Consider the following 20,042-nt stretch of genomic DNA (forward strand, 5'->3'; position numbering starts at 1 on the left):
ATTCGATCTGCCGCGCGCCGCCCATCACGCCGGCGATGGAATTGGCCACCGCCATGCCGAGATCGTCGTGGCAATGGACCGAGAAAATCGCCTTGTCGGCATTGGGCACGCGCGAGCGCACCATTTCGAACAGGGCGCGATATTCGACCGGCGTGGTATAGCCGACGGTGTCGGGAATATTGATCGTGGTCGCCCCGGCGTTGATCGCGGTCTCGACCGCCCGGCACAGGAAATCATGCTCGGTGCGAGTGCCGTCCTCCGCCGACCATTCGACGAATTCGACATGATTGCGCGCCCGCGACACCGAGGAGGCGATCAGCTCCAGCACTTTTTCCGGCGCCATCTGCAGCTTGTACTGCATATGCACCGGCGAGGTGGAGATGAAGGTATGTATGCGCGGAATCCGTGCGTGGCGCACCGCCTCGGCGCAGCGGTCGATATCCTTGACCGAGGCGCGGGACAGGCCGGCGACGGAGGCGTTCTTCACCCGTTTCGCCACTTCCGACACCGACTCGAAATCGCCCTGCGAGGCGATGGGAAAGCCGGCCTCGATGATATCGACGCCCATGGCGTCGAGAATGTCGGCGACTTGCAGTTTTTCTTCAAAAGTCATCGAGGCGCCCGGGCATTGCTCGCCGTCGCGCAAAGTGGTGTCGAAAATGTAGACGCGGTCTTTTTCTGAAGGCTTTTGTGTCTGCTGCTGTTCGGTCATCGGAAAAATCCTGGGATTTTAGGTGACCCCGGCTCATGGCTGCGGGGCCGGAAACGGCTTTCGGAAAAAACCCCTGAGCGCCCAGGCAAAGCCCGGCCGGCCCTCAGGGGTTGATAAGAAGGAGCAGAAGGGCGAGCGCGCGCGCGGACGGGCGCAGGGCGATTGGCCCGGCGTTCATCGTCAGCGTCTGGTGTGCGTCGTACGGCACGTGCGTCTCGCGTTCGAAAGGCTGAAAAGCCTTGGAGGATTTCTAATAACCGATTTTAGGGGGTGGGCGCAAGGGCGAGAGGAATTCGGGAACTGATACCGCCCTTCGGTGCCCCCCGAATTCCTCCCATAAAAGCAACCGTCATTGCGAGCGGAGCGAAGCAATCCAGAGCGCCTAGGCTAATTGTTGAGGCTCTCATAGAGGTCGGTCCAACCCGGGTTCATGGATTCGATCAGGAAGAGCTTCTTTTTGCGGCTGCCCGCCTTGATCTGTTTCTCCCGGGCAATGGCGTCCGTGATGGCGTCATAAAATTCGCAATAGACCAGAAGGGTGCAACCGTAGCGTTTGCTGAATCCTTCGCTCAAGCCATGTTTGTGGCGAAATATCCGTCGCGACAAGTCGGATGTGACGCCTGTGTAGAGGGCGCCTTCCGCTGATTGGCGAGAATGTAGATGGCGGCTTGGCGCATATCGGCCTGGGATGAGTTTGTGGCTCCAGTCTGGATTGCTTCGCTGTCGCTCGCAATGACGGTTGAAAGATAATTGCCAAAACTTCTTGGGCGCGGCGTTGAATAGGGATGGGGGGTATGCTATTTAACGCCCATGTCCCATACCATCCATGAAAAACAAAAGCTTCTCGCCCGCGTTCGCCGCATACGCGGACAGGTCGAGGCCATCGAGCGGGCGCTGGACGGCGAGGCGGGCTGCGAAAAGGTCATGCATCTGATCGCCGCGGCGCGCGGCGCCATGGCCGGATTGATGGCCGAGGTGGTCGAGGAACATGTCCGCACCCATCTTGTCGATCGGGAAAAATATCCCGACGCGCTCAACGCCGAAGCCGCCGAGCAATTGCTCGATGTCGTCCGCACTTATTTGAAATGAGGCCAGCAGAATGAGCGACAGCGACGCTTCCGCCTTCCACAGCCACGTCTTCCTTGGAGAAAGCCACGAGCAATCCGAGAAAAAGACCTGGGCGGTGATCTATCTCTGCACGGCGATGATGTTTCTGGAAATCGTCGGCGGCTGGATGTTCGGCTCGGTGGCGCTCATCGCCGACGGCGTCCACATGAGCACCCACGCGGGCGCGCTCTTGCTGGCGGCTTTGGCCTATAGCTACGCCCGCCGCTATGCCGGCGACCCGCGCTTCACTTTCGGTGTGGGCAAACTCGGCGATCTCGCCGGTTTCACCAGCGCCATCATTCTGGCGATGATCGCCCTGCTGATCGGCTACGAATCTGTGGCGCGGCTGTTCGCGCCGGTGCCGATCCATTTCGCGGAGGCGCTGCCCATCGCCTGCCTCGGCCTCGCGGTCAATATCGCCAGCGCCTGGCTGCTGAGCGGCGGCGCCCACGACCATCATCATGGCCACGGTCATTCTCACGACCACGAACACGGCCATGCCCCCCATGACCATGACGAAATGCGGAAAATCGCCACACCGGCGGGCGAGATCTCGCTGGAAATCTTCGAGCAGGGCGTCCCGCCGCGTTTTCGCCTGCGCGCGCCCTTTTCGCTCGCCGCCGCGACGCTCGAGACTGTTCGACCGGACGGAACGCGGCAGGTTTTCAGTTTTGCCGACTTGAGCGGCTATCTCGAATCGCGCGACGAAATCCCCGAACCCCATGAATTCGCGGTCAACTTAACCGTCAACGGCGCGGAATTTTCCGAGAAATTCGAGGAGCGCCACCATGCGCAGGGCGCGGCGGTGCGCGACAATAACTTCCGCGCCGCCCTGGTCCATGTCGTCGCCGACGCCGCGGTGTCGGTGCTGGTGATCGTCGGGTTGCTCCTGGCCTGGGCTTTTGGCTGGCTGTGGATGGACCCGCTCGCCGGCATCGTCGGCGCCGTCGTCATCGCCTCCTGGGCGCTGACCCTGATCCACGACACCAGCGCCATCTTGCTCGACATGAATCCCGACCGCGCCATGACCGAAAACCTGCGCGTCTGCATCGAAAGCGAAGGCGATCGCCTCGCCGACCTGCATTTGTGGCGGCTGGGGCCGGGGCATCTCGGCGCCATCGTCTCGGTGATCACGCCAAACGGGCGCAACGAGGCGTTCTATCGGGAAAAACTGCGGAAATTCAAATCCGTGTCGCATCTGACCATCGAGGTCAGGGCGCCGGAACAAGGCGTTACGGCCAGCCGCCCGTGAAATAGACCACCTGTCCGGTGGTGAAGGGCGAGGCGCCGGAAGCGAAAAAGGCGATCAGCGCGCCGGCCTCTTCCGGTTGGCCCAATCGCCCGAACGGCACTTTTTCGGCGATGGAAGCGCGGCCGGCCGGATCGTCGATGAAACGCGCACGCGGATAATACATTTCGCTGTAGAGATAATTCGGCGCCACCACATTGGCCTGGACGCCGAAAGGCGCCGCCTCCTTGGCCAAAGCCTTGGCGAAAGCCGTCGTGGCAGCGCGCAAACTGGTAGGGACGGCGAAACCGGGCTCAGGGCGCGTTTCGCGCGCCGAAGTGACGAATACGAAGGCGCCCGAGCGCCGCGCCTTGAAGGACGGCAGGAAAGCCTGGGTCAGGCGGATTGGAAACAGCACCACCGCCTCGAAAGTCGCGCGCAAATCCTCCAGCGGGATCGCTTCGATGTCATTGCAGGTGATCGGATAGACGTCGTTGCTGACGATGGCGTCCACCGTCCCGGCGCGCCGTATGGACTCGGCGAAAATCTCCTCCGGCGTCTGGCCGCCCAGGGCGACGACGCTGTGCTCCCGTTCGAAGTTTTCGCGCGAAGCGCAGTCGGCGAAGGAAGGGTCGTGGCACAGGACGCTTGCGCCGCTTTTGATCAATTGCTCCAGCGCGCCGGGGCCGCAATATTGCGTCACATTGGTCAGCACAATATTGCGCATTTCGCCCCCGAACCGGTCACTCCACTGTGACGCTTTTCGCCAGGTTGCGCGGCTGGTCGACGTCCTTGCCCATGAACACCGCGGTATAATAGGCCAGCATCTGGATCGGCGCCGCATAGACGATGGCCGCAAAGTCGGGCGCCATGTCGGGCATGCGGATTTCGCCGGCCAGCGACACCGCCGCCGCATCTATCGCATGGGAATCGCCGACCAGGATGATCCTGCCGCCTCTCGCGGAAACTTCCTGCAGGTTCGACACGGTCTTTTCCAGCACCGGATCGGTCGGGGCGATGACGATCACCGGCAATTGCTCGTCGATCAGCGCGATCGGACCATGTTTCAACTCGCCCGCCGCATAGCCCTCGGCGTGGATATAGGAAATTTCCTTGAGTTTCAGCGCGCCCTCGAGAGCCAGCGGATAGGAGGTTCCGCGGCCCAGATAAAGCACGTCGGTGGCCTTGCCCAGTTGATGCGCAAGCACCTCGATGCCCGTCTCCAGCTTCAGCGCCTCGGCAAGCAGACCCGGGACCACCATCAGTTCATTGACCAGGCGCTGTTCGCTCGCCGCGTCCAGCACGCCGCGCGCGCGGCCAAGCGCCACGGCCAAAGCGGCGAGCACGGTCAACTGGCAGGTGAACGCCTTGGTCGAGGCGACGCCGATTTCCGGCCCCGCGAGGGTCGGCGCGGCGACGTCGCTTTCGCGGGCGATGGTGGAGGTCGGCACGTTGACGACGCCGACGATCTTCTGGCCATGCGCCTTGGCGTAGCGCAGGCTGGCGAGTGAATCCGCGGTCTCGCCGGATTGCGACACCACGATCATCAGCCCCTCGTCCGGCAGCGGCGCCTCGCGATAACGGAACTCCGAAGCGACATCGATTTCGACGCGCAGGCGGGCGAAACGCTCGAACCAGTATTTGGCGACCAGACCCGCGTAATAGGCGGTGCCGCAGGCGGTCACAGTGAGGCCGGTGAGCTTTTTGGCGTCGAAGGGCAGTTCGAAGGGCAGCCGCACGGTTCCAGTGGAGAAATCGATGTAATGGGCGAGCGTGCGCGCCACCACTTCCGGCTGTTCGTGGATTTCCTTGGCCATGAAGTGGCGGTAATTGCCCTTGTCGACCAGGAAGGCCGAAGCCTGGGTCTTCAATTTCGCCCGGAACACCGGCTCGTTGGCCTCGTTGCGAAACTCCGCCGAGCCCCGGCGCAAAATCACCCAGTCGCCGTCTTCGAGATAGGTGATGGTGTCGGTGAAGGCGGCCAGCGCCAGGGCGTCCGAGCCGAGATACATTTCCCCGCCCTCGCCATAGCCGACGGCGAGCGGCGCGCCCCGCCGGGCGCCGATCAGCAGATTATCCTCGCCCGCGAACAGGAGGGCGAGAGCGAAGGCGCCCTTGAGGCGCGGCAGGCTGATGGCGACCGCCTGTTCCGGCGAAAGCCCGTGGTTGATGGCTTCCGTGACGAGATGCGCCACCGCCTCGGTGTCGGTCTGGGTGACGAATTCATGCCCCTTGGCGATGAGCTCGTCCCGCAATTCGCGGAAATTCTCGATAATGCCGTTATGCACCACCGCCAGTTTGTCGGTGGCGTGCGGGTGGGCGTTGTTTTCGGTCGGGCGGCCATGGGTGGCCCAGCGCGTATGGCCTATGCCGACCGAACCATTCAGCGGCTGCTCACGCAGGAGAGCTTCGAGATTGCGTAATTTGCCCTCTGCGCGGCGGCGAGCCAACTTGCCGTTCTCCAGAGTGGCGATACCCGCGGAATCGTAGCCGCGGTATTCAAGCCGCTTGAGAGCATCGACCAGCGAACCGGCGACCGGGCCCTGGCCGAGAATACCGACAATGCCGCACATGCAGGAATTTCCCTTCTCGTTTCCATTTCCGCGCTGCAACAAAACGCCGGGTCGTGGACCCGGCGCAAGTCACATTGCGTGACAGTTTATGTCAAATTGCGCTCTCTCGAGAGATACTTCGTTCGGCCAGCCGTTGATCTATCGTTTGGATCTATCGTTTGGCCGCCTTCAGGGCCGCCATTTTCTTGCGGAAGGCCGTCGCCCAACCGGCGATGTCGGCCTGTCGGCCGCGCGCCACGGCGAGCGCATCCGCCTCGACATTGCTGGTCACCACCGAGCCGGAGCCGACATAGGCGCCCGCCCCGACCTCGACCGGCGCGATCAGCGACGAATTGGAGCCGATAAAGGCGTCGGCGCCGATAATGGTGCGATATTTGAGAAAGCCGTCGTAATTGCAGGTGATGACCCCGGCGCCGATATTGGCGCGCGCCCCGATGCTGGCGTCGCCGACATAGCTCAGGTGGTTGACCTTGGCGCCTTTGCCGATGTCCGCCTGCTTGATTTCGACGAAATTGCCGACCTTGGCGCCTTCACCCAGTTTCGCGCCGGGGCGCAGCCGCGCATAGGGGCCGATGGCGACGCCCTTCGCCAGCGTCGCGCCCTCGAGATGCGAAAAGGAATGGATCACCACGCCTTCGGCCACGGTGACGCCGGGACCGAACACCACATGCGGTTCGACCAGCACATCCGGCGCCAGAACCGTGTCGTGGCTGAAGAAAACCGTCTCGGGCGCGACCAGGGTCGCCCCCGCCTGCATGGCCGCGAGGCGCAGTCGGCGCTGGATTTCCGCTTCGGCTTCCGCCAGTTGCGCCTTGTCGTTGACGCCCAGCACTTCGCCGGCCTCGGCGCCGGCGATCAGGCAGGAGGCGCCGTCGCGCCGGGCGATCTCGACCACGTCGGGGAGGTAATATTCCTTCTGCGCATTGTCGTCGCCGACGCTTTCCAGCCACTTCAAGGCGTTGGCGCCATCCAGCGCCATCAGCCCGGCGTTGCACAGGGCCACCTCGCGTTCCTCGGGGCTGGCGTCCTTGTGCTCGCGAATGGCCAGCAAATGGCCTTCCGAGTCGGTCAACAGGCGGCCGTAGCCGAATGGGTCGGGCGCCTCGAATCCGAGCGCCACGACACCCGCCCCTTCGGCCGCCCGCTGGCCCGCCCCCTGCTCCCGCTTTTCCAGCAAGGCGGCGAAAGTTTCCGGCCGCACCAGCGGCGTGTCGGCGAAAACCACCAGGACAGTGCCGAAATTATGCGACAGCGCCTCGCGCGCCGCCAGAACCGCATGGGCAGTGCCGCGCCGCTCGTCCTGCACGAAGATCTCTGCGCCCGGAGCGGCCTTCACGGCCTCTGCGGCGACATCGTCGCGGCCGGGCCCCACCACCACGGCGATGGCGTCGGCGCCCGCCTGGCGCACGGCGTCGAGGACATGGGAAAGCATGGAGCGTCCGGCGATCCTGTGCAGCGCCTTGGGCAGGCTGGAACGCATCCTTTTGCCTTCGCCGGCGGCAAGCACGATGGCGAGACAGCGTTTTTGCGTTTCGCCATCTTGCGTTCCGGTTTTGCCCGGTTCCGTCATCGTCATGCTGGTCCCTTCCGATTGCAGCCCTGTGCGAGCATCGGCGAAGCGAGGCTTTTATAGGAGAAGGGCAAAAACAGGCAAAGCAAAAAAACCGCCTCGCCTAGGCCATAAATTGCGTTATACGTCGCACTGCAATACCACGAGAAGCGACGGATCGGACAGCCTCGCCCATGTTGAAGCGACGGGATTTACTGCAACTGGCGGGCGGCGCCGCCATTTTTGCCGCCGCTGGCATGCCTGAGGAGGGCTTGACGCAAGGCCAGCCGGCGGCGACCGTGCTTCCCTTTTCCGCATCATTCGTCGTCGAAGCGGCGAAAAACCTGGCGGCCAAGCCCTTCGCCGCGCCGGCCGCCGCCGATCTGCCAGCCCCCCTCGCCAATCTCAGCTACGAAGCCTATGTGGCGATCCGCGCCAAGCCGGAAGGGCTGATCTGGGCGCAGGATCCGGGCGACTTCGTCATCGAGCCTTTGCATCGCGGCTTTGTCTTCACCACGCCGATGCAAATCAATCTGATCGAGGACGGCCTTTCCCGGCGCCTCGATTACGACGCCTCGAAATTCATCTTCGCCGGCGTAAACCTGAGCGCGCCGCCGACCAATCTCGATTTTTCCGGCTTCCGCATCCTGCACCGCGCCGATTCCGGCGATCTGCGGGAAATGGCGATCTTCCAGGGCGCGAGCTTTTTCCGCTCCAGCGCGCCGGGACAATCGCTCGGCGTCACCGCGCGCGGCCTGTCGATCCGCACCGGCGACCCGCGCGGCGAGGAGTTCCCGGTTTTCCGCGGCGTCTGGATCGAAAAACCCACCCGCGCGGCCAATAGCCTGACCATTCACGCGCTTCTCGATTCGGAAAGCGTCGCCGGCGCCTATCGCTTCACCCTGCATCCGGGCGAGGCGACCATTGTCGACACCGAATGCGCGTTGTTTCCGCGCGCGGCGATGGACAGTTTCGGCCTGGCCACGATGAGCGCGACCATGCTGTTCGGCCCGGTCGACCGGCGCGGCGTCGACGACCTGCGCGAAGCCGCCGCCGAAACGTCGGGACTGCAAATGCTGACCGGCGCCGGCGAATGGGTTTTCCGCCCGGTTTCCAACCGCAACGCCTTGCAGATTTCGGAATTCGTCGACGAAAACCCTAAAGGCTTCGGCTTTCTCCAACGCAAGCGCGATTTCGACGATTTCTACGACGAGTTCCAGCATTGGGAGCGCCGCCCGTCGCTGTGGATCGAGCCGATCGGCGACTGGGGGCCGGGATCGGTCGAGCTGGTCGAAATCCCCTCGGATTCGGAAAGCGCGCAGAACATGATCGCCTTCTGGCGGCCCAAGGCGGCTCTCGCCAAGGGACAGGAGACGGATTTCGCCTATCGCCAGTTCTGGTGCTGGTCGCCGCCGTCAAGCCCGCCGCTGGCCATCGCCATGGGCGTTCGCAGCGGACACGGCGCCGGGAGAAATTTGCGGCGTTTCCAGGTCGACTTTCGTGGCGACGTGCTGGCCGATCCGGCCCGCGTCGCCGATATAAAAGCCAATCTTAACGTCTCGCCTGGAAAGATCGCCTCGCTGCGCGTTTATCCCACGCCTGAGCGCAAAAGCTGCCGTGTGCAATTCGACCTCGACCCCGGCGGCGAAAACGCCTGCGAAATGCGCCTGACCCTCGAATCACAGGGCGCGACCCTGTCCGAAACCTGGCTTTACCGATGGACGCCTTGACCGAAACCCTCGTTCCCGACGCCGCTGAAACAATCGAGCCGGCCATCGCGCCGCCCATGCCCGGGGAATCCCACCTCGTCATGCCGGAACAGAAGCTGTTCCGCTTCGACGCGAGGCAGGAGCGGCGCAAGCGGATCAAGGCTCAGCGCGCGCCGTGGCTGCAGCGTCTGGTGGTGTTCGGCGGCGGCCTCGCCCTTACCTGCTGGGGCGGCTATGAAATGTACCGCGTCATCGACGTCGGCGGCATCACTTTCCTCAAATGGATGCTGCTCGTCCTGTTCCTCGCCAATTTTTCCTGGATCGCCCTGGCTTTTTCCGCCGGCGTCGTCGGCTTCCTCCACCTTTTGATCCTGCGGCCGAAGCCCCCCGCTGCGCCGGAAAAACTCGTCAGCCGCAACGCCGTGGTCATGCCGATCTACAACGAGACGCCGTCGCGGGTGTTCGGGGCGCTGGAGGCAATCCACGAGGATGTCGAGGCAACCGGCCTTGGCGCCGCTTTCGACTGGTTCTTCCTCTCCGACACCACCGATCCCGACATCTGGATCGCCGAAGAGCGCGCTTTCGCCGAATTGCGCAGGAATCTCGGGCCGAAGGCGCGGATCTACTACCGCCACCGCGAAAAGAACACGGCGCGCAAGGCCGGCAATATCGCCGATTTCGTCACCCGCTGGGGCGCCGCCTACGATCACATGGTGGTTCTCGACGCCGACAGCCTGATGACCGGCCACGCCATTGTCAGCCTCGCCGCCGCCATGGAGGCCGATCCGGATTCGGGCATCATCCAGACCCTGCCGCTGATCATCAACAGAAACACACTCTTCGCCCGCGTGCAGCAATTCGCCGCCCGCATCTACGGTCCGGTCATCGCCGACGGCCTGTCCTGCTGGATGGGGCGCGACGGCAATTACTGGGGCCATAACGCCATCATCCGGACGCAGGCCTTCGCAGAACATTGCGGCCTGCCGCATCTGAAGGGACGCCCTCCCTTCGGCGGCCACATATTGAGCCATGATTTCGTGGAGGCGGCGCTGATTCGCCGCGCCGGCTACACCGTCTACATGCTGCCTTCGCTCGGCGGTTCGTTCGAGGAAAGCCCGCCCTCGGTGATCGACGTCGCCGCGCGCGACCGCCGCTGGTGCCAGGGCAATCTCCAGCACATCCGCGTGCTGCCGGCCAAGGGCCTGCACCTGGCGTCGCGCCAGCATTTCGTCACGGGCATCATGGGCTATCTCGCCTCGCCTTTGTGGCTGGCGCAATTGCTGGTCGGCATCCTGCTCGTCCTGCAGGCGAGCTATATCCGGCCGGAATATTTCTCCAAGGATTTCGCGCTGTTTCCGACCTGGCCGCGATTCGACGCCGAACGTTCGCTGGAATTGTTCGAAGTGACCATGGCCGTGCTGCTCGCGCCGAAACTCTTCGGCCTGATCCTCGCCTTGTTCGATGGACCGACGCGGCGCGGCGCCGGCGGCGCGATCCGGCTGACCTTCTCCACGCTGTTCGAAGTGCTGATGTCGGCCTTGCTGGCGCCGATCATGATGATGGTTCAGACCGGGCATGTGCTGCATATCCTGTTCGGCTTCGACACCGGATGGGAGCCGCAGCGACGCGACGACGGCTCGATCCCCTTCAAGGCCATCGTCCGGCGGCATTGGACCCATGTCACGCTCGGCTTCATCTCGCTGGTCGCGGCTTTGCTGATTTCGCCCTCGCTGGCGGCGTGGATGTCGCCGACCATCGCCGGCCTCATCCTCGCCATTGGCATTTCCTGGGCGAGCGGCCAGAGGTCGATCGGCCTGGCGCTCAAGCGCGTCGGCCTTTTGGTGACGCCGGAGGAAACGACGCCACCGCCGATCGCCGCTCGCGCCAACGTCTTGACGGAGGCCATGGCGGCCAATGGCCACGACCAGGCCGATGGCTTGCGCGCGCTGCACGAAGACCCGGAATTTTGCGCCCTGCACGAGGCATTCCTGCCGCCGGCGCGCCATCGCGCACGCGGCGACATCTCGCCGGAACGGGCGATGGCCATCGCCAAGCTCAGCGACGCCCGGAATATCGACGACGCGGTCCACTGGCTGCACCGCAAGGAGCGCACGGCGCTGCTTCATGACCGCGCCTTGATTGGGCTGCTGGTGCGCCTGCCGGCGGGAGAAAGCAAAATTAAATAAATCCTCGCCATTCCTTGATGAGACGGCGTTTTTTTCGCTCGCCATTTTTTGTCGTTAATCTAGGGTTAATGCGTCGCAGTGAAAATACCGGTTCGGAAGGTGGGGGCCTTCCGAGAGCATGTTCCCGCAAGCCGGTCGGGAACATGCGGTCAGACGCAGCGCGGAGCCGCCCGATGAACGAACTCATGATCGTACCCCAACCCCGGCCGCAGCCGCGGATCGAGCTTGAAGCCGAAAAGCGCGAGGATTTCGCGCCTTCCAAACCCGCAGCTTCGCCCTGGTGGAAGTCGTTAGCCGCGCCGGTCGCCCTCGCGCTGGTGTTCGGCATAGGCTGGGCGGTCTCGGCGCGCGTCGGCGACACGTCGCGCGATCCCTCGCCGGAAATGGTCGCGGCGCAGAACGCCGCCAAGGAGGCGCTCGGCGCCACCCAGGCGCAGCGCCAGGAAATCGCCGCCTTGCGCGGCAATGTCGACAGCCTGAAAAGCAAGCTTGAAGCGCAGGCGCAGAAGACGCACGCCGCCGAGACCACCATCGCGGCCTTGCAGAAGAGCCTGTCGGAACAACGCGCGGACGCCGCCGCCGCGACCTCGCAATTGCAGGCGAAGATCGAGAAGATCCAGAGCCAGGCGGAAAAGCCGGCGGACCGCAATCCGGTCTCGACCATCGCCAGGCCCTTGCCCAGACCCTCGCCCAATTCCTTGACTAGAACCGTGGCGGCCCCTGCCCCGTTGACGCCCTATCGCGCCTTCGTGCTGCGTGACATCGAAGACGGCCGGGCGGTGGTTGAAGGCGCGCGCGGGCTGGAGGAAGTCGGCCCCGGCGATGTTCTCCCCGGCGGCGCGCGCGTCGAGCGGATTGAAAAGCGCGGCGCGAACTGGGTTGTCCTGACCGATCGCGGCGCGATCAACCCCGACGGCCGCTGGGACTGAGGTCTCGCCGGAAGCGACTCACAATTCCGGGCGCAACTCGCGGCGCGGCTTTCGTCCATGCGACACCGTCGCCTCCAGCATGGGCAGGATTTCCTCGACCCTGTCGCAGACGAGATAGTGCGGCTCGCTGGGCGGGCGAATGAACGCCTGTTCGCGCATATGATCGAGCAGAGCCAGCAGCGGGCGCCAGAAACCGGCGATGTCGGCGATCAGCACCGGCTTGTCGTGGCGCTCCAGCTGCACCCATGTCAATTGCTCGACCAGTTCCTCCAAAGTGCCGACGCCGCCCGGCAAGGCGACGAAGGCGTCGGCCTTTTCGAACATCAGCCTTTTTCGCTCGTGCATGTCCTCGACAATGAGCAACTCCTGCACGCTTTCCAGCATATGCTCGCGTTTTTGTAGAAAGCGCGGAATAATGCCGGTAACATGGCCGCCGGCGCGCAGCACGGCGTGGGCGGTCGCGCCCATCAGGCCCATGTCGCCGCCTCCATAGACCAGCCCGATGCCGTTTTCGGCGAGAATGCGTCCAAATTGCTGGGCTGCCGCTATAAAGGCGGCATCGGCGCCGCTGGACGAACCGCAATAAACGCAGACTTTGCGAATCCTGTGCATGGAGCGCCCCAATTTCCTCTGTTGTCTCGCGGCCCGAGGCGCCGGTCAAGCCGCCGCCGCGGCCGGAAGAAGCCGAAATATTTTCTTTCGTCGCATGGAGATTTTCGCGCTGCGGGAATAAAAGCAGGAAAAAGTCGACCGCAGTCGAATCGCAGGCACGTTACCCGTCAAGGCGTCGAGATATTGACTTGGCGCCCGCAACACGAAAGAGGCGTCATGTCCGCCCATCTTGAACCCGCCCATGCGCACCCTGTCCGTCTCGCCGATTACAGGCCGGCCGATTATCTCATCGACGCCGTCGATCTCGACATCAGCCTCGACAGACAGGCGACGCGGGTCATATCGCGGCTTAGCCTGCGGCCCAATCCCAAAGGCGCGGCCGGCGCGCCGCTGATTCTCGACGGCGGCGGCCTGAACCCCGTCCGCGCCTTGCTCGACAACGAAACGCTCGACCTCGCCGAAGTCGCCACGCCGGATCGCCTGACCATCGCCAACCCGCCGGCGCGGCCCTTCACCCTGGAGGTCGAAACCCTGCTCGACCCTTCGGCCAATACCCAGCTGGAAGGGCTTTATCGCTCCGGTTCGGCCTATTGCACACAATGCGAGGCCGAGGGCTTTCGCCGCATCGCCTTTTATCTCGACCGCCCCGACGTGCTGAGCGTGTTCACCACCCGCATCGAGGCCGACAAGGCCGAAGCGCCGGTCCTTCTGTCCAACGGCAATCTCGTCGAATCCGGCGAGGCGGGACCGGGGCGCCATTACGCCATCTGGCGCGATCCCCACCCAAAGCCCTGCTATCTGTTCGCGCTGGTCGGCGGCGATCTCGATTCGATCCATGACGAGTTCACAACCGCCTCGGGCCGCAAGGTGGCGCTCGGGATTTATACAGAGAAGAACAAGCATCACCGCGCCCATTACGCGATGGAATCGCTGATCCACGCCATGCGCTGGGACGAGTTCGTCTATGGCCGCGAATATGATCTCGACGTTTTCAACATCGTCGCCGTGTCCGACTTCAACATGGGCGCGATGGAAAACAAGGGCCTGAACATTTTCAACGACAAATACATCCTTGCCCGCTCGGAAACGGCGACCGACGCCGATTTCGCCAATATCGAGGGCGTCGTCGCCCATGAATATTTCCACAACTGGACCGGAAACCGCATCACCTGCCGCGACTGGTTCCAGCTTTGCCTCAAGGAAGGCCTGACCGTCTATCGCGACCAGGAATTCTCCGCCGACCAGCGCTCGCGCGCCGTCGGACGCATCGCCAATGTGCGGGCCTTGCGCGCGTCCCAGTTTCCCGAGGACGCCGGCCCGCTGGCGCATAATGTCCGCCCGGAAGTCTATAACGAGATCAACAACTTCTATACTTCCACGGTCTATGAAAAGGGCGCCGAGATCATCCGCATGCTGCGGTGCCTGATCGGCCACGACGCCTATCACGCAGGCATGGACCTCTATTTCAACCGATTCGACGGCCAGGCGGTGACGATCGAGGATTTCATCTCCTGTTTCGCCGAGAGCTCCGGCCGCGACCTGACCGATTTCTTCCGCTGGTATACCCAGGCCGGCACGCCGAAACTCTCCGCGCGAGGTTCCTACGACCCCGCGGCAAAAACCTATACGCTCGACCTTTCGCAGGAAACCAAACCCACGCCGGGACAACCCGACAAGAAGCCGCTGGTCATGCCGATCCGGCTCGGCCTGATCGGCGCCGACGGCAAGGAAATTCCGTTGATCCAGGACAATCCCGCCAGCCCGCGCGAGGCCAAATTCGGCATTTTCGAACTGGCCGGGCAAAGCCGGCGGATTGTTCTCAACAATGTGCCAAGCAAGCCCGTCCCATCGCTGCTGCGGCGCTTTTCCGCGCCGGTCATTCTCGACGTCGATCTCACAGAGGACGACTTGCTGCTGCTCATCGCCCACGATACCGATCCGTTCAACCGCTGGCAGGCGGCGCAGACCTTCGCCACCCGCCTGCTGATCCGCTCCACCAAGTTGATCCGCGAAGGCGAAATGCCGGAATTCAGCGAGACCTTCGCCGAAGCATTGGGCGCGCTGATCGACGATTGTGACGCCGACCCCGCCTTCACCGCGGAGATCGTCAACCTGCCGAGCGAGGCGGACATCGCGCGCGACATCGGCTCCGATGTCGACCCCGACGCCATCCAGATGGCGCGCGACGCTTTCCGCGCCGATCTCGGCAAATATCTGTGGCATCGCCTGCTGGCGGTTTACGAAAGCCTGACCTCGGACGCCCCCTATTCGCCCGACGCCGTCAGCAGCGGCCGTCGCGCCTTGCGCAATGCCTGTCTCAGCCTGCTCGCCGCCGGCGATCCCGGGGCCGGCGCCGAAATCGCCATGCGGCAATTCCAGCTCGTCGCCAATATGACTGACCAGTTCGCCGCGCTGAAAGTGCTGTCGCTGATTTCCGCGCCGGAGCGCGAACGCGCGCTGGATTCGTTCTTCCGCGCCCATGCCTCCGATGCTCTGGTGGTCAATAAATGGTTCACTGTGCAAGCGACCATCCCCGAGCCCCAGACCCTGGAGCGAGTGCGCCGGCTGACGAAGAACCATTCTTTCAGCCTGGCCAATCCCAACCGCGTTTATGCCCTGATCGGCGCCTTCGCCAACGCCAACCCGACCGGCTTCAACGCCGCCGACGGCGCCGGCTACCGCTTCGTCGCGGAGATGGCGCTGAAACTCGACGCGACGAATCCGCAGGTCGCCGCGCGGCTGATCTCCTCCTTTCGTTCGTGGCGCAATCTCGAAGCCGGACGCCGCGCCCAGGCGCGCGCCGCGCTGGAAACCATGGCGGCAAAGGAAAATCTTTCCCCCGATTTGCGTGACATCGTCGGCCGGGCTTTGGCCTGACAGCTCTGGCGCAAGCCTTTCCCGCGAAGAAAAGACGACAACATTCTCACGCCGGCGCTTTAAAAAGCCCGGCGCGATGCTTGTCGCCCGAGGTGGGGCGACCAGAATTTCCGTCGAAAAAACCTTTCCGTTAACCGAAATTTAGTATGGACAAATAGCCCCGCCCGGATTCAACTGGAGATGATTCGGGGGGGGCGTTTTGCAGCTCGAATCACATGATTTCATTACCAGTGGGAGCGTTACATGGCGCGTGCGAACGTCGCCGATGCTTCATTGTGCCTTGACGCATCGAGCGCGGAAAAAACAACGAAGATGACCGCTCCTGCCGCTCGCGCCCATAGGCTCGGCCATGAAATCGGCAACCAGCCCGGTCATGAGGCCATGGAAAGCAAAGTGACGCCGCTTTTCCCGACCTGCGCAGCGCCCCTGCCTCCGCCGCAGCCCGTTCCTCAACCCGCCCTGCCGCGCGACTCCGGCGCGCCGATCGCCCCGCTGACCCCCTCGGAAAGGCTGGAGCCGCTGTTGCGCCGCGTTGTGCCGGCGATGATCGTGCTGTTCCTCCTTACCCTGTTCGGCGTCGGCGCGCAGATCGCCATGCAGAGCTATGCCAAAGTCGTGCCCGAAGCCTTGGCCGAGATGGACATGATCAGCCGGCTGGCGATCGAGGATTTGCGCGACGCCTTGCGCCATGCCGCGCCCGGCGCCCCCGCCTCGATAATCCTCGACGCCGCGCAGGGCCGCATCCTCGCCCATGGCCGCAGTGTCGCCATCACCGACCCCGACGGCCAGATCGTCGCCGTCCTGTCGGCGGACGGCGCCGCGCAGAAAGGCGTTTTCCGCGAAGGCTCGGCCCTCTCGGCGCGACTCGGCGCGGCGCAGCCCCTGACCATCTTCGCCGACAAGGCCGGACCGATGCGCATCGTCCTGCCCGACGGCGTCGAGGCGCTCGCCTCGGTGCGCAATCTCGACCCGCCCTTCGGGCAGCTGGCGATCCTGGAGACGGTCGATAGCGCCCTCGCCGACTGGCGCTCCGCCGTCTGGCGCTCCGTCGCGCTGCTGACGCTGACTGCGGCGATGATGGTCATGGTCGCTTTCGCCTATTTCACCCAGGCGAGCCGCGCCATCGACGCGGAATCCGACCGCGCCCGCATCCGCAACCGCATCGACGCCGCCCTCAATCGCGGGCGATGCGGTCTGTGGGACTGGGATCTCGCCGCCGGCCGCATTTACTGGTCGGATTCGATGTACGACATGCTCGACATGAAGCCGAACAGTGAATTTCTCTCCTTCGGCGACGTCAATGGACTGATCCATCCCGACGATGGCGACCTCGCCGATTTCGCCGATCAATTGACCAGCGGCCTCGCCAATTCGATCGACCACGCCTTTCGCATCCGCGACTCCCACGGCCAATGGGTATGGATTCGCGCCAGGGCGCAGGTCATCCACGAGGGCCGTGAAAACGCGCCACATCTGGTCGGCATCGCCGTGGACATATCCGAGCAGGTGCGCCTCGCCGAACGCAGCGCCGCCGCGGATTCGCGCCTGCGCGACGCCGTCGAGAGCATTTCCGAAGCTTTCGTGCTGTGGGACGCGCAAAACCGCCTGATCCTGTGCAACGCCAAGTTCCAGCGCCTCCACGGCATACCCGCGCAGCTCACCCTGCCCGGCACACCCTACCACCAGGCCATGGCTTTTTCGCAGAGCTTTGTCGAACAGGCGCAAAGCGCCCGCGCCCTGGAAGGCGGCGGCCGCGTCTACGAAGCGCGGCTCGCCGACGGGCGCTGGCTGCAGATCAACGAGAGGCGGACCAAGGACGGCGGCTATGTCTCGGTCGGCACCGATATTTCCAATCTGAAACGCCACGAGGAGCAGTTGCTCGACAGTGAGCGCCGGCTGATGGCCACTGTCGCCGACCTGCGCAAATCCCGCCAGACCCTCGAATATCAGGCGCAGCAACTCGCCGAACTGGCCGAACGCTATCTGGAGCAGAAGGCCGCCGCCGAAAGCGCCAATCGCGCCAAATCCGACTTCCTGGCCAATATGAGCCATGAATTGCGCACCCCGCTCACCCATATCATCGGCTTCGCCGAAGTCATGGAGCAGCAGTTCTTCGGCGAAATCGGCAACAGCCGCTATGTCGATTACGCCAGCCATATCCGCCAGTCCGGGCAATACCTCCACGGCGTGATCAGCGACGTTCTGGAAATGTCGCGCCTCGACGCCGGACACGTGACTCTTCGCGCCAGCGAAATCGAGCTGGCGCCAACGCTTGCAAAGGCTCTGGAGGAGTTTCGCGCGCCGGCCGAGACCGGGAAGGTGGCGATCGAATTCTCGGCGCCGAACGACAGCCGGATCGTCGCCGACGCCGACGCCCTGCGCCGCATCGTCGGCATATTGCTGAAAAACGCTCTGAAATTCACCCCGGAAGGCGGCCGTATCAGTGTCACGGCCGTACGCCGGGGAGCGGGTCATGAACTGATCGTCAAGGACAGCGGCTGCGGCATGACGCCTGAGGAACTGGCTCTGGTTTGCTCGCCGTTCGAACAGCATTCGCCGCTGATGCAGGACGGCATGAAAGGCCCTGGCCTCGGCCTGTCGATCGCGCGCTCGCTGGTCGCCATGCACGGCGGCGAATTGAAGATCGAATCTTCTCCCGGCAAGGGAACCACGGTCAGCGTTTATCTGCCCGGCCCGAGCGAGGCGGCGCGCAGGAAAATCGCCATGTCTACGGCGGCTTGAGGCTTAGCCGCTTCGGCGCGAAAAGACCTTGTCCATGTGTTGCGCCAAAGCGAGGTCTTTGTCGGTGACGCGGCCGGCGTCGTGGGTGGTCAGTTCGACCCATATCTTGTTATAAATATTCTTCCACTCGGGGTGGTGGTCGGCGCGCTCGCAATAAAGCCCGACCTCGACCATGAAGGCGAGCGCCTCGGCGAAACTGTTGAATTTGAAAACCCTGGAAATGCGCTGGTCGTCGCCGCTCCAGCCCTGCGGAATTTCGCTCATGCCGTTCCTCCATTGACGAGGCCATAACGCCTGGCTGAGGAAATGGCGCCGCGTGACGCGCCCTTTCACGACTGCTAATTTAGCGGACGATTCTCGCGGGAGCCATCATGTCCAATCTCGATAAAGTGCTCGAAACCCTCGACGCCGACCGCCAGGGCGCGCTGTACCGCTTATTTGAGCTTCTGCGCTTCAAATCCATCTCGACCGACCCGGCCTACGCGCCCGAATGCGCGCGCGCCGCCGACTGGCTGGTCGCGCAATTGCAGAGCCTCGGTTTCGAGGCCTCGTCGCGTCCGACCGCCGGCCATCCGATCGTCGTGGCCAAGGCCAAGGCGGCGCGCCCCGACGCGCCGCATGTGCTGATTTACGGCCATTACGACGTGCAGCCGGTCGACCCGGTCGAGCTTTGGCAGAGCGATCCGTTCGATCCGCGCCTGGTCGAGTCCGAGACCGGCCCCAAGATCGTGGCGCGCGGCGCCGCCGACGACAAGGGCCAGTTGATGACTTTTGTCGAAGCCTGCCGCGCCTTCCGCGCCCATGGCGGCCTGCCCTGCGGCATCACCTTTCTTTTCGAGGGCGAGGAGGAATCCGGCTCGACCTCGCTGCCGGCCTTCCTCGAAGCCAACGCCAAAGAGCTCAGGGCCAATCTGATGCTGGTTTGCGACACCAATATGTGGGATCGCGACACGCCGCTGATCACCTGCATGTTGCGCGGGCTGGCGCTGGAGGAGGTGGTGATCAAGGCGGCAAGCCGCGACCTGCACTCCGGGATGTTCGGCGGCCCGGCGGTCAATCCGATCCACGTGCTGGCGAAAATCATCGCCGGCCTGCGCGACGAGACCGGCCGCATCACCTTGCCGGGCTTTTACGAGGGCGTCCCCGAACTGCCCGAAGAAATCAAGCAGCAATGGGAGGCGCTGAAATTCGACGCCAAGGACTTTCTCGGCGAAGTCGGCCTGTCGGTCCCGGCGGGGGAGGCGAATTATAGCGTTCTGGAACAGATCTGGGCGCGTCCGACCTGCGACGTCAACGGCGTGATCGGCGGCTATGTCGGGCCCGGTTCGAAGACCGTGCTGCCGGCCCAGGCCAGCGCCAAATTCTCCTTCCGCCTGGTCGGCAAGCAGAATCCGCAGGCGATCGTCGACGCGTTCCGCGCTTACGTGCTTGAAAACCTGCCCGCCGATTGCGAGGCGGAATTCATCAGCCACGGCGCCAGCCCGGCCTTGTCGCTGCCGTTCCGCTCGGAGGCGATTTTGCGCGCCAGCCGGGCGCTGGAAGCCGAATGGGGCCGGCCTGCCGTGCTCGCCGCATCGGGCGGCTCGATCCCGATCGTCGGCCTGTTCAAGCGCGAATTGAAAATGGACGCGCTGATGGTCGGTTTCGGCCTCGATGACGACCGCATCCATTCGCCCAACGAAAAATACGAACTCTCCTCCTTCCAGAAGGGAGCGAGAAGCTGGGCGCGGATATTGGCGGCGCTGGCGGCTTGAGCCGAACAAAGGCGGAAACGAGCGGCAAAGCTGATTCGCGCCCGTTTCGTTCGCGCATTGGTCG

At 63.8% G+C, this 20,042-nt stretch carries 14 protein-coding genes and 1 pseudogene; 8 read left to right on the forward strand and 7 right to left on the reverse strand.

What is annotated here, in order from left to right; translation table 11 throughout:
• Both ACLP2E_RS07505 and ACLP2E_RS07510 read right to left on the reverse strand, forming a co-directional pair.
• A pseudogene (locus ACLP2E_RS07505) lies at window positions 1-712 on the reverse strand (2-isopropylmalate synthase); the annotation flags it as partial.
• A gap of 387 nt (window positions 713-1,099) precedes the next feature.
• Window positions 1,100-1,318, reverse strand: a complete 219-nt coding sequence (locus ACLP2E_RS07510) for a GIY-YIG nuclease family protein (RefSeq protein ID WP_442465550.1) — start codon at window positions 1,316-1,318, stop codon at window positions 1,100-1,102.
• A 204-nt stretch (window positions 1,319-1,522) separates the two neighbouring features.
• On the opposite strand from ACLP2E_RS07510, the gene ACLP2E_RS07515 reads away from it, so the two are divergent.
• Both ACLP2E_RS07515 and dmeF read left to right on the forward strand, forming a co-directional pair.
• Complete coding sequence (locus ACLP2E_RS07515) at window positions 1,523-1,801, forward strand: metal/formaldehyde-sensitive transcriptional repressor (protein ID WP_442463906.1); 279 nt, start codon at window positions 1,523-1,525, stop codon at window positions 1,799-1,801.
• 10 nt (window positions 1,802-1,811) lie between these two features.
• The gene (gene dmeF / locus ACLP2E_RS07520) at window positions 1,812-3,071 is read left to right on the forward strand and encodes a CDF family Co(II)/Ni(II) efflux transporter DmeF (RefSeq protein ID WP_442465551.1); all 1,260 of its coding nucleotides are present in this window, start codon (window positions 1,812-1,814) and stop codon (window positions 3,069-3,071) included.
• Here dmeF and ACLP2E_RS07525 read toward each other — a convergent pair.
• The 3 genes from ACLP2E_RS07525 to glmU all read right to left on the reverse strand — a co-directional run bounded on the left by ACLP2E_RS07525 (window position 3,052) and on the right by glmU (window position 7,190).
• On the reverse strand, window positions 3,052-3,774 hold the full coding sequence (locus ACLP2E_RS07525; protein WP_442463904.1) for an SDR family oxidoreductase: 723 nt from the start codon (window positions 3,772-3,774) through the stop codon (window positions 3,052-3,054). The genes dmeF and ACLP2E_RS07525 overlap by 20 nt on opposite strands.
• Window positions 3,775-3,790: 16 nt before the next feature.
• Window positions 3,791-5,620: a glutamine--fructose-6-phosphate transaminase (isomerizing) gene (gene glmS / locus ACLP2E_RS07530; RefSeq protein WP_442463903.1), complete on the reverse strand. Its 1,830-nt coding sequence runs from the start codon at window positions 5,618-5,620 to the stop codon at window positions 3,791-3,793.
• Window positions 5,621-5,771: 151 nt separating this feature from the next.
• Entirely contained in the window at window positions 5,772-7,190 is a 1,419-nt protein-coding gene (gene glmU, locus ACLP2E_RS07535) for a bifunctional UDP-N-acetylglucosamine diphosphorylase/glucosamine-1-phosphate N-acetyltransferase GlmU (protein WP_442465558.1), read from the reverse strand.
• A gap of 173 nt (window positions 7,191-7,363) precedes the next feature.
• Here glmU and ACLP2E_RS07540 point away from each other — a divergent pair, with 173 nt between their 5' ends.
• From ACLP2E_RS07540 to ACLP2E_RS07550, 3 genes are all read left to right on the forward strand, one after another.
• Window positions 7,364-8,899: a glucan biosynthesis protein gene (locus tag ACLP2E_RS07540; protein ID WP_442465552.1), complete on the forward strand. Its 1,536-nt coding sequence runs from the start codon at window positions 7,364-7,366 to the stop codon at window positions 8,897-8,899.
• On the forward strand, window positions 8,887-11,064 hold the full coding sequence (gene mdoH, locus ACLP2E_RS07545; protein ID WP_442465553.1) for a glucans biosynthesis glucosyltransferase MdoH: 2,178 nt from the start codon (window positions 8,887-8,889) through the stop codon (window positions 11,062-11,064). Before ACLP2E_RS07540 ends, mdoH begins: the two co-directional genes overlap by 13 nt.
• A gap of 173 nt (window positions 11,065-11,237) precedes the next feature.
• Complete coding sequence (locus ACLP2E_RS07550) at window positions 11,238-11,993, forward strand: hypothetical protein (protein ID WP_442465554.1); 756 nt, start codon at window positions 11,238-11,240, stop codon at window positions 11,991-11,993.
• 18 nt (window positions 11,994-12,011) lie between these two features.
• On the opposite strand, the gene ACLP2E_RS07555 is transcribed toward ACLP2E_RS07550, so the two are convergent.
• Window positions 12,012-12,605, reverse strand: a complete 594-nt coding sequence (locus ACLP2E_RS07555) for a TIGR00730 family Rossman fold protein (protein WP_442465555.1) — start codon at window positions 12,603-12,605, stop codon at window positions 12,012-12,014.
• 216 nt (window positions 12,606-12,821) lie between these two features.
• On the opposite strand from ACLP2E_RS07555, the gene pepN reads away from it, so the two are divergent.
• Together pepN and ACLP2E_RS07565 are read left to right on the forward strand one after the other, a co-directional pair.
• Window positions 12,822-15,482 (forward strand): aminopeptidase N, encoded by a 2,661-nt coding sequence (gene pepN / locus ACLP2E_RS07560; protein WP_442465556.1) that lies wholly within the window; start codon window positions 12,822-12,824, stop codon window positions 15,480-15,482.
• 312 nt (window positions 15,483-15,794) lie between these two features.
• Entirely contained in the window at window positions 15,795-18,224 is a 2,430-nt protein-coding gene (locus ACLP2E_RS07565; protein WP_442463507.1) for an ATP-binding protein, read from the forward strand.
• Between the two features lie 3 nt (window positions 18,225-18,227).
• Here ACLP2E_RS07565 and ACLP2E_RS07570 read toward each other — a convergent pair whose 3' ends face one another.
• Complete coding sequence (locus tag ACLP2E_RS07570; RefSeq protein WP_442465557.1) at window positions 18,228-18,557, reverse strand: 4a-hydroxytetrahydrobiopterin dehydratase; 330 nt, start codon at window positions 18,555-18,557, stop codon at window positions 18,228-18,230.
• Window positions 18,558-18,595: 38 nt separating this feature from the next.
• Here ACLP2E_RS07570 and ACLP2E_RS07575 point away from each other — a divergent pair, with 38 nt between their 5' ends.
• The gene (locus ACLP2E_RS07575; protein ID WP_442463505.1) at window positions 18,596-19,978 is read left to right on the forward strand and encodes a M20/M25/M40 family metallo-hydrolase; all 1,383 of its coding nucleotides are present in this window, start codon (window positions 18,596-18,598) and stop codon (window positions 19,976-19,978) included.
• The last annotated feature ends 64 nt before the right edge of the window (window positions 19,979-20,042 follow it).

This window comes from Rhodoblastus sp., from assembly GCF_052145335.1.
GTDB lineage: Bacteria > Pseudomonadota > Alphaproteobacteria > Rhizobiales > Beijerinckiaceae > Rhodoblastus.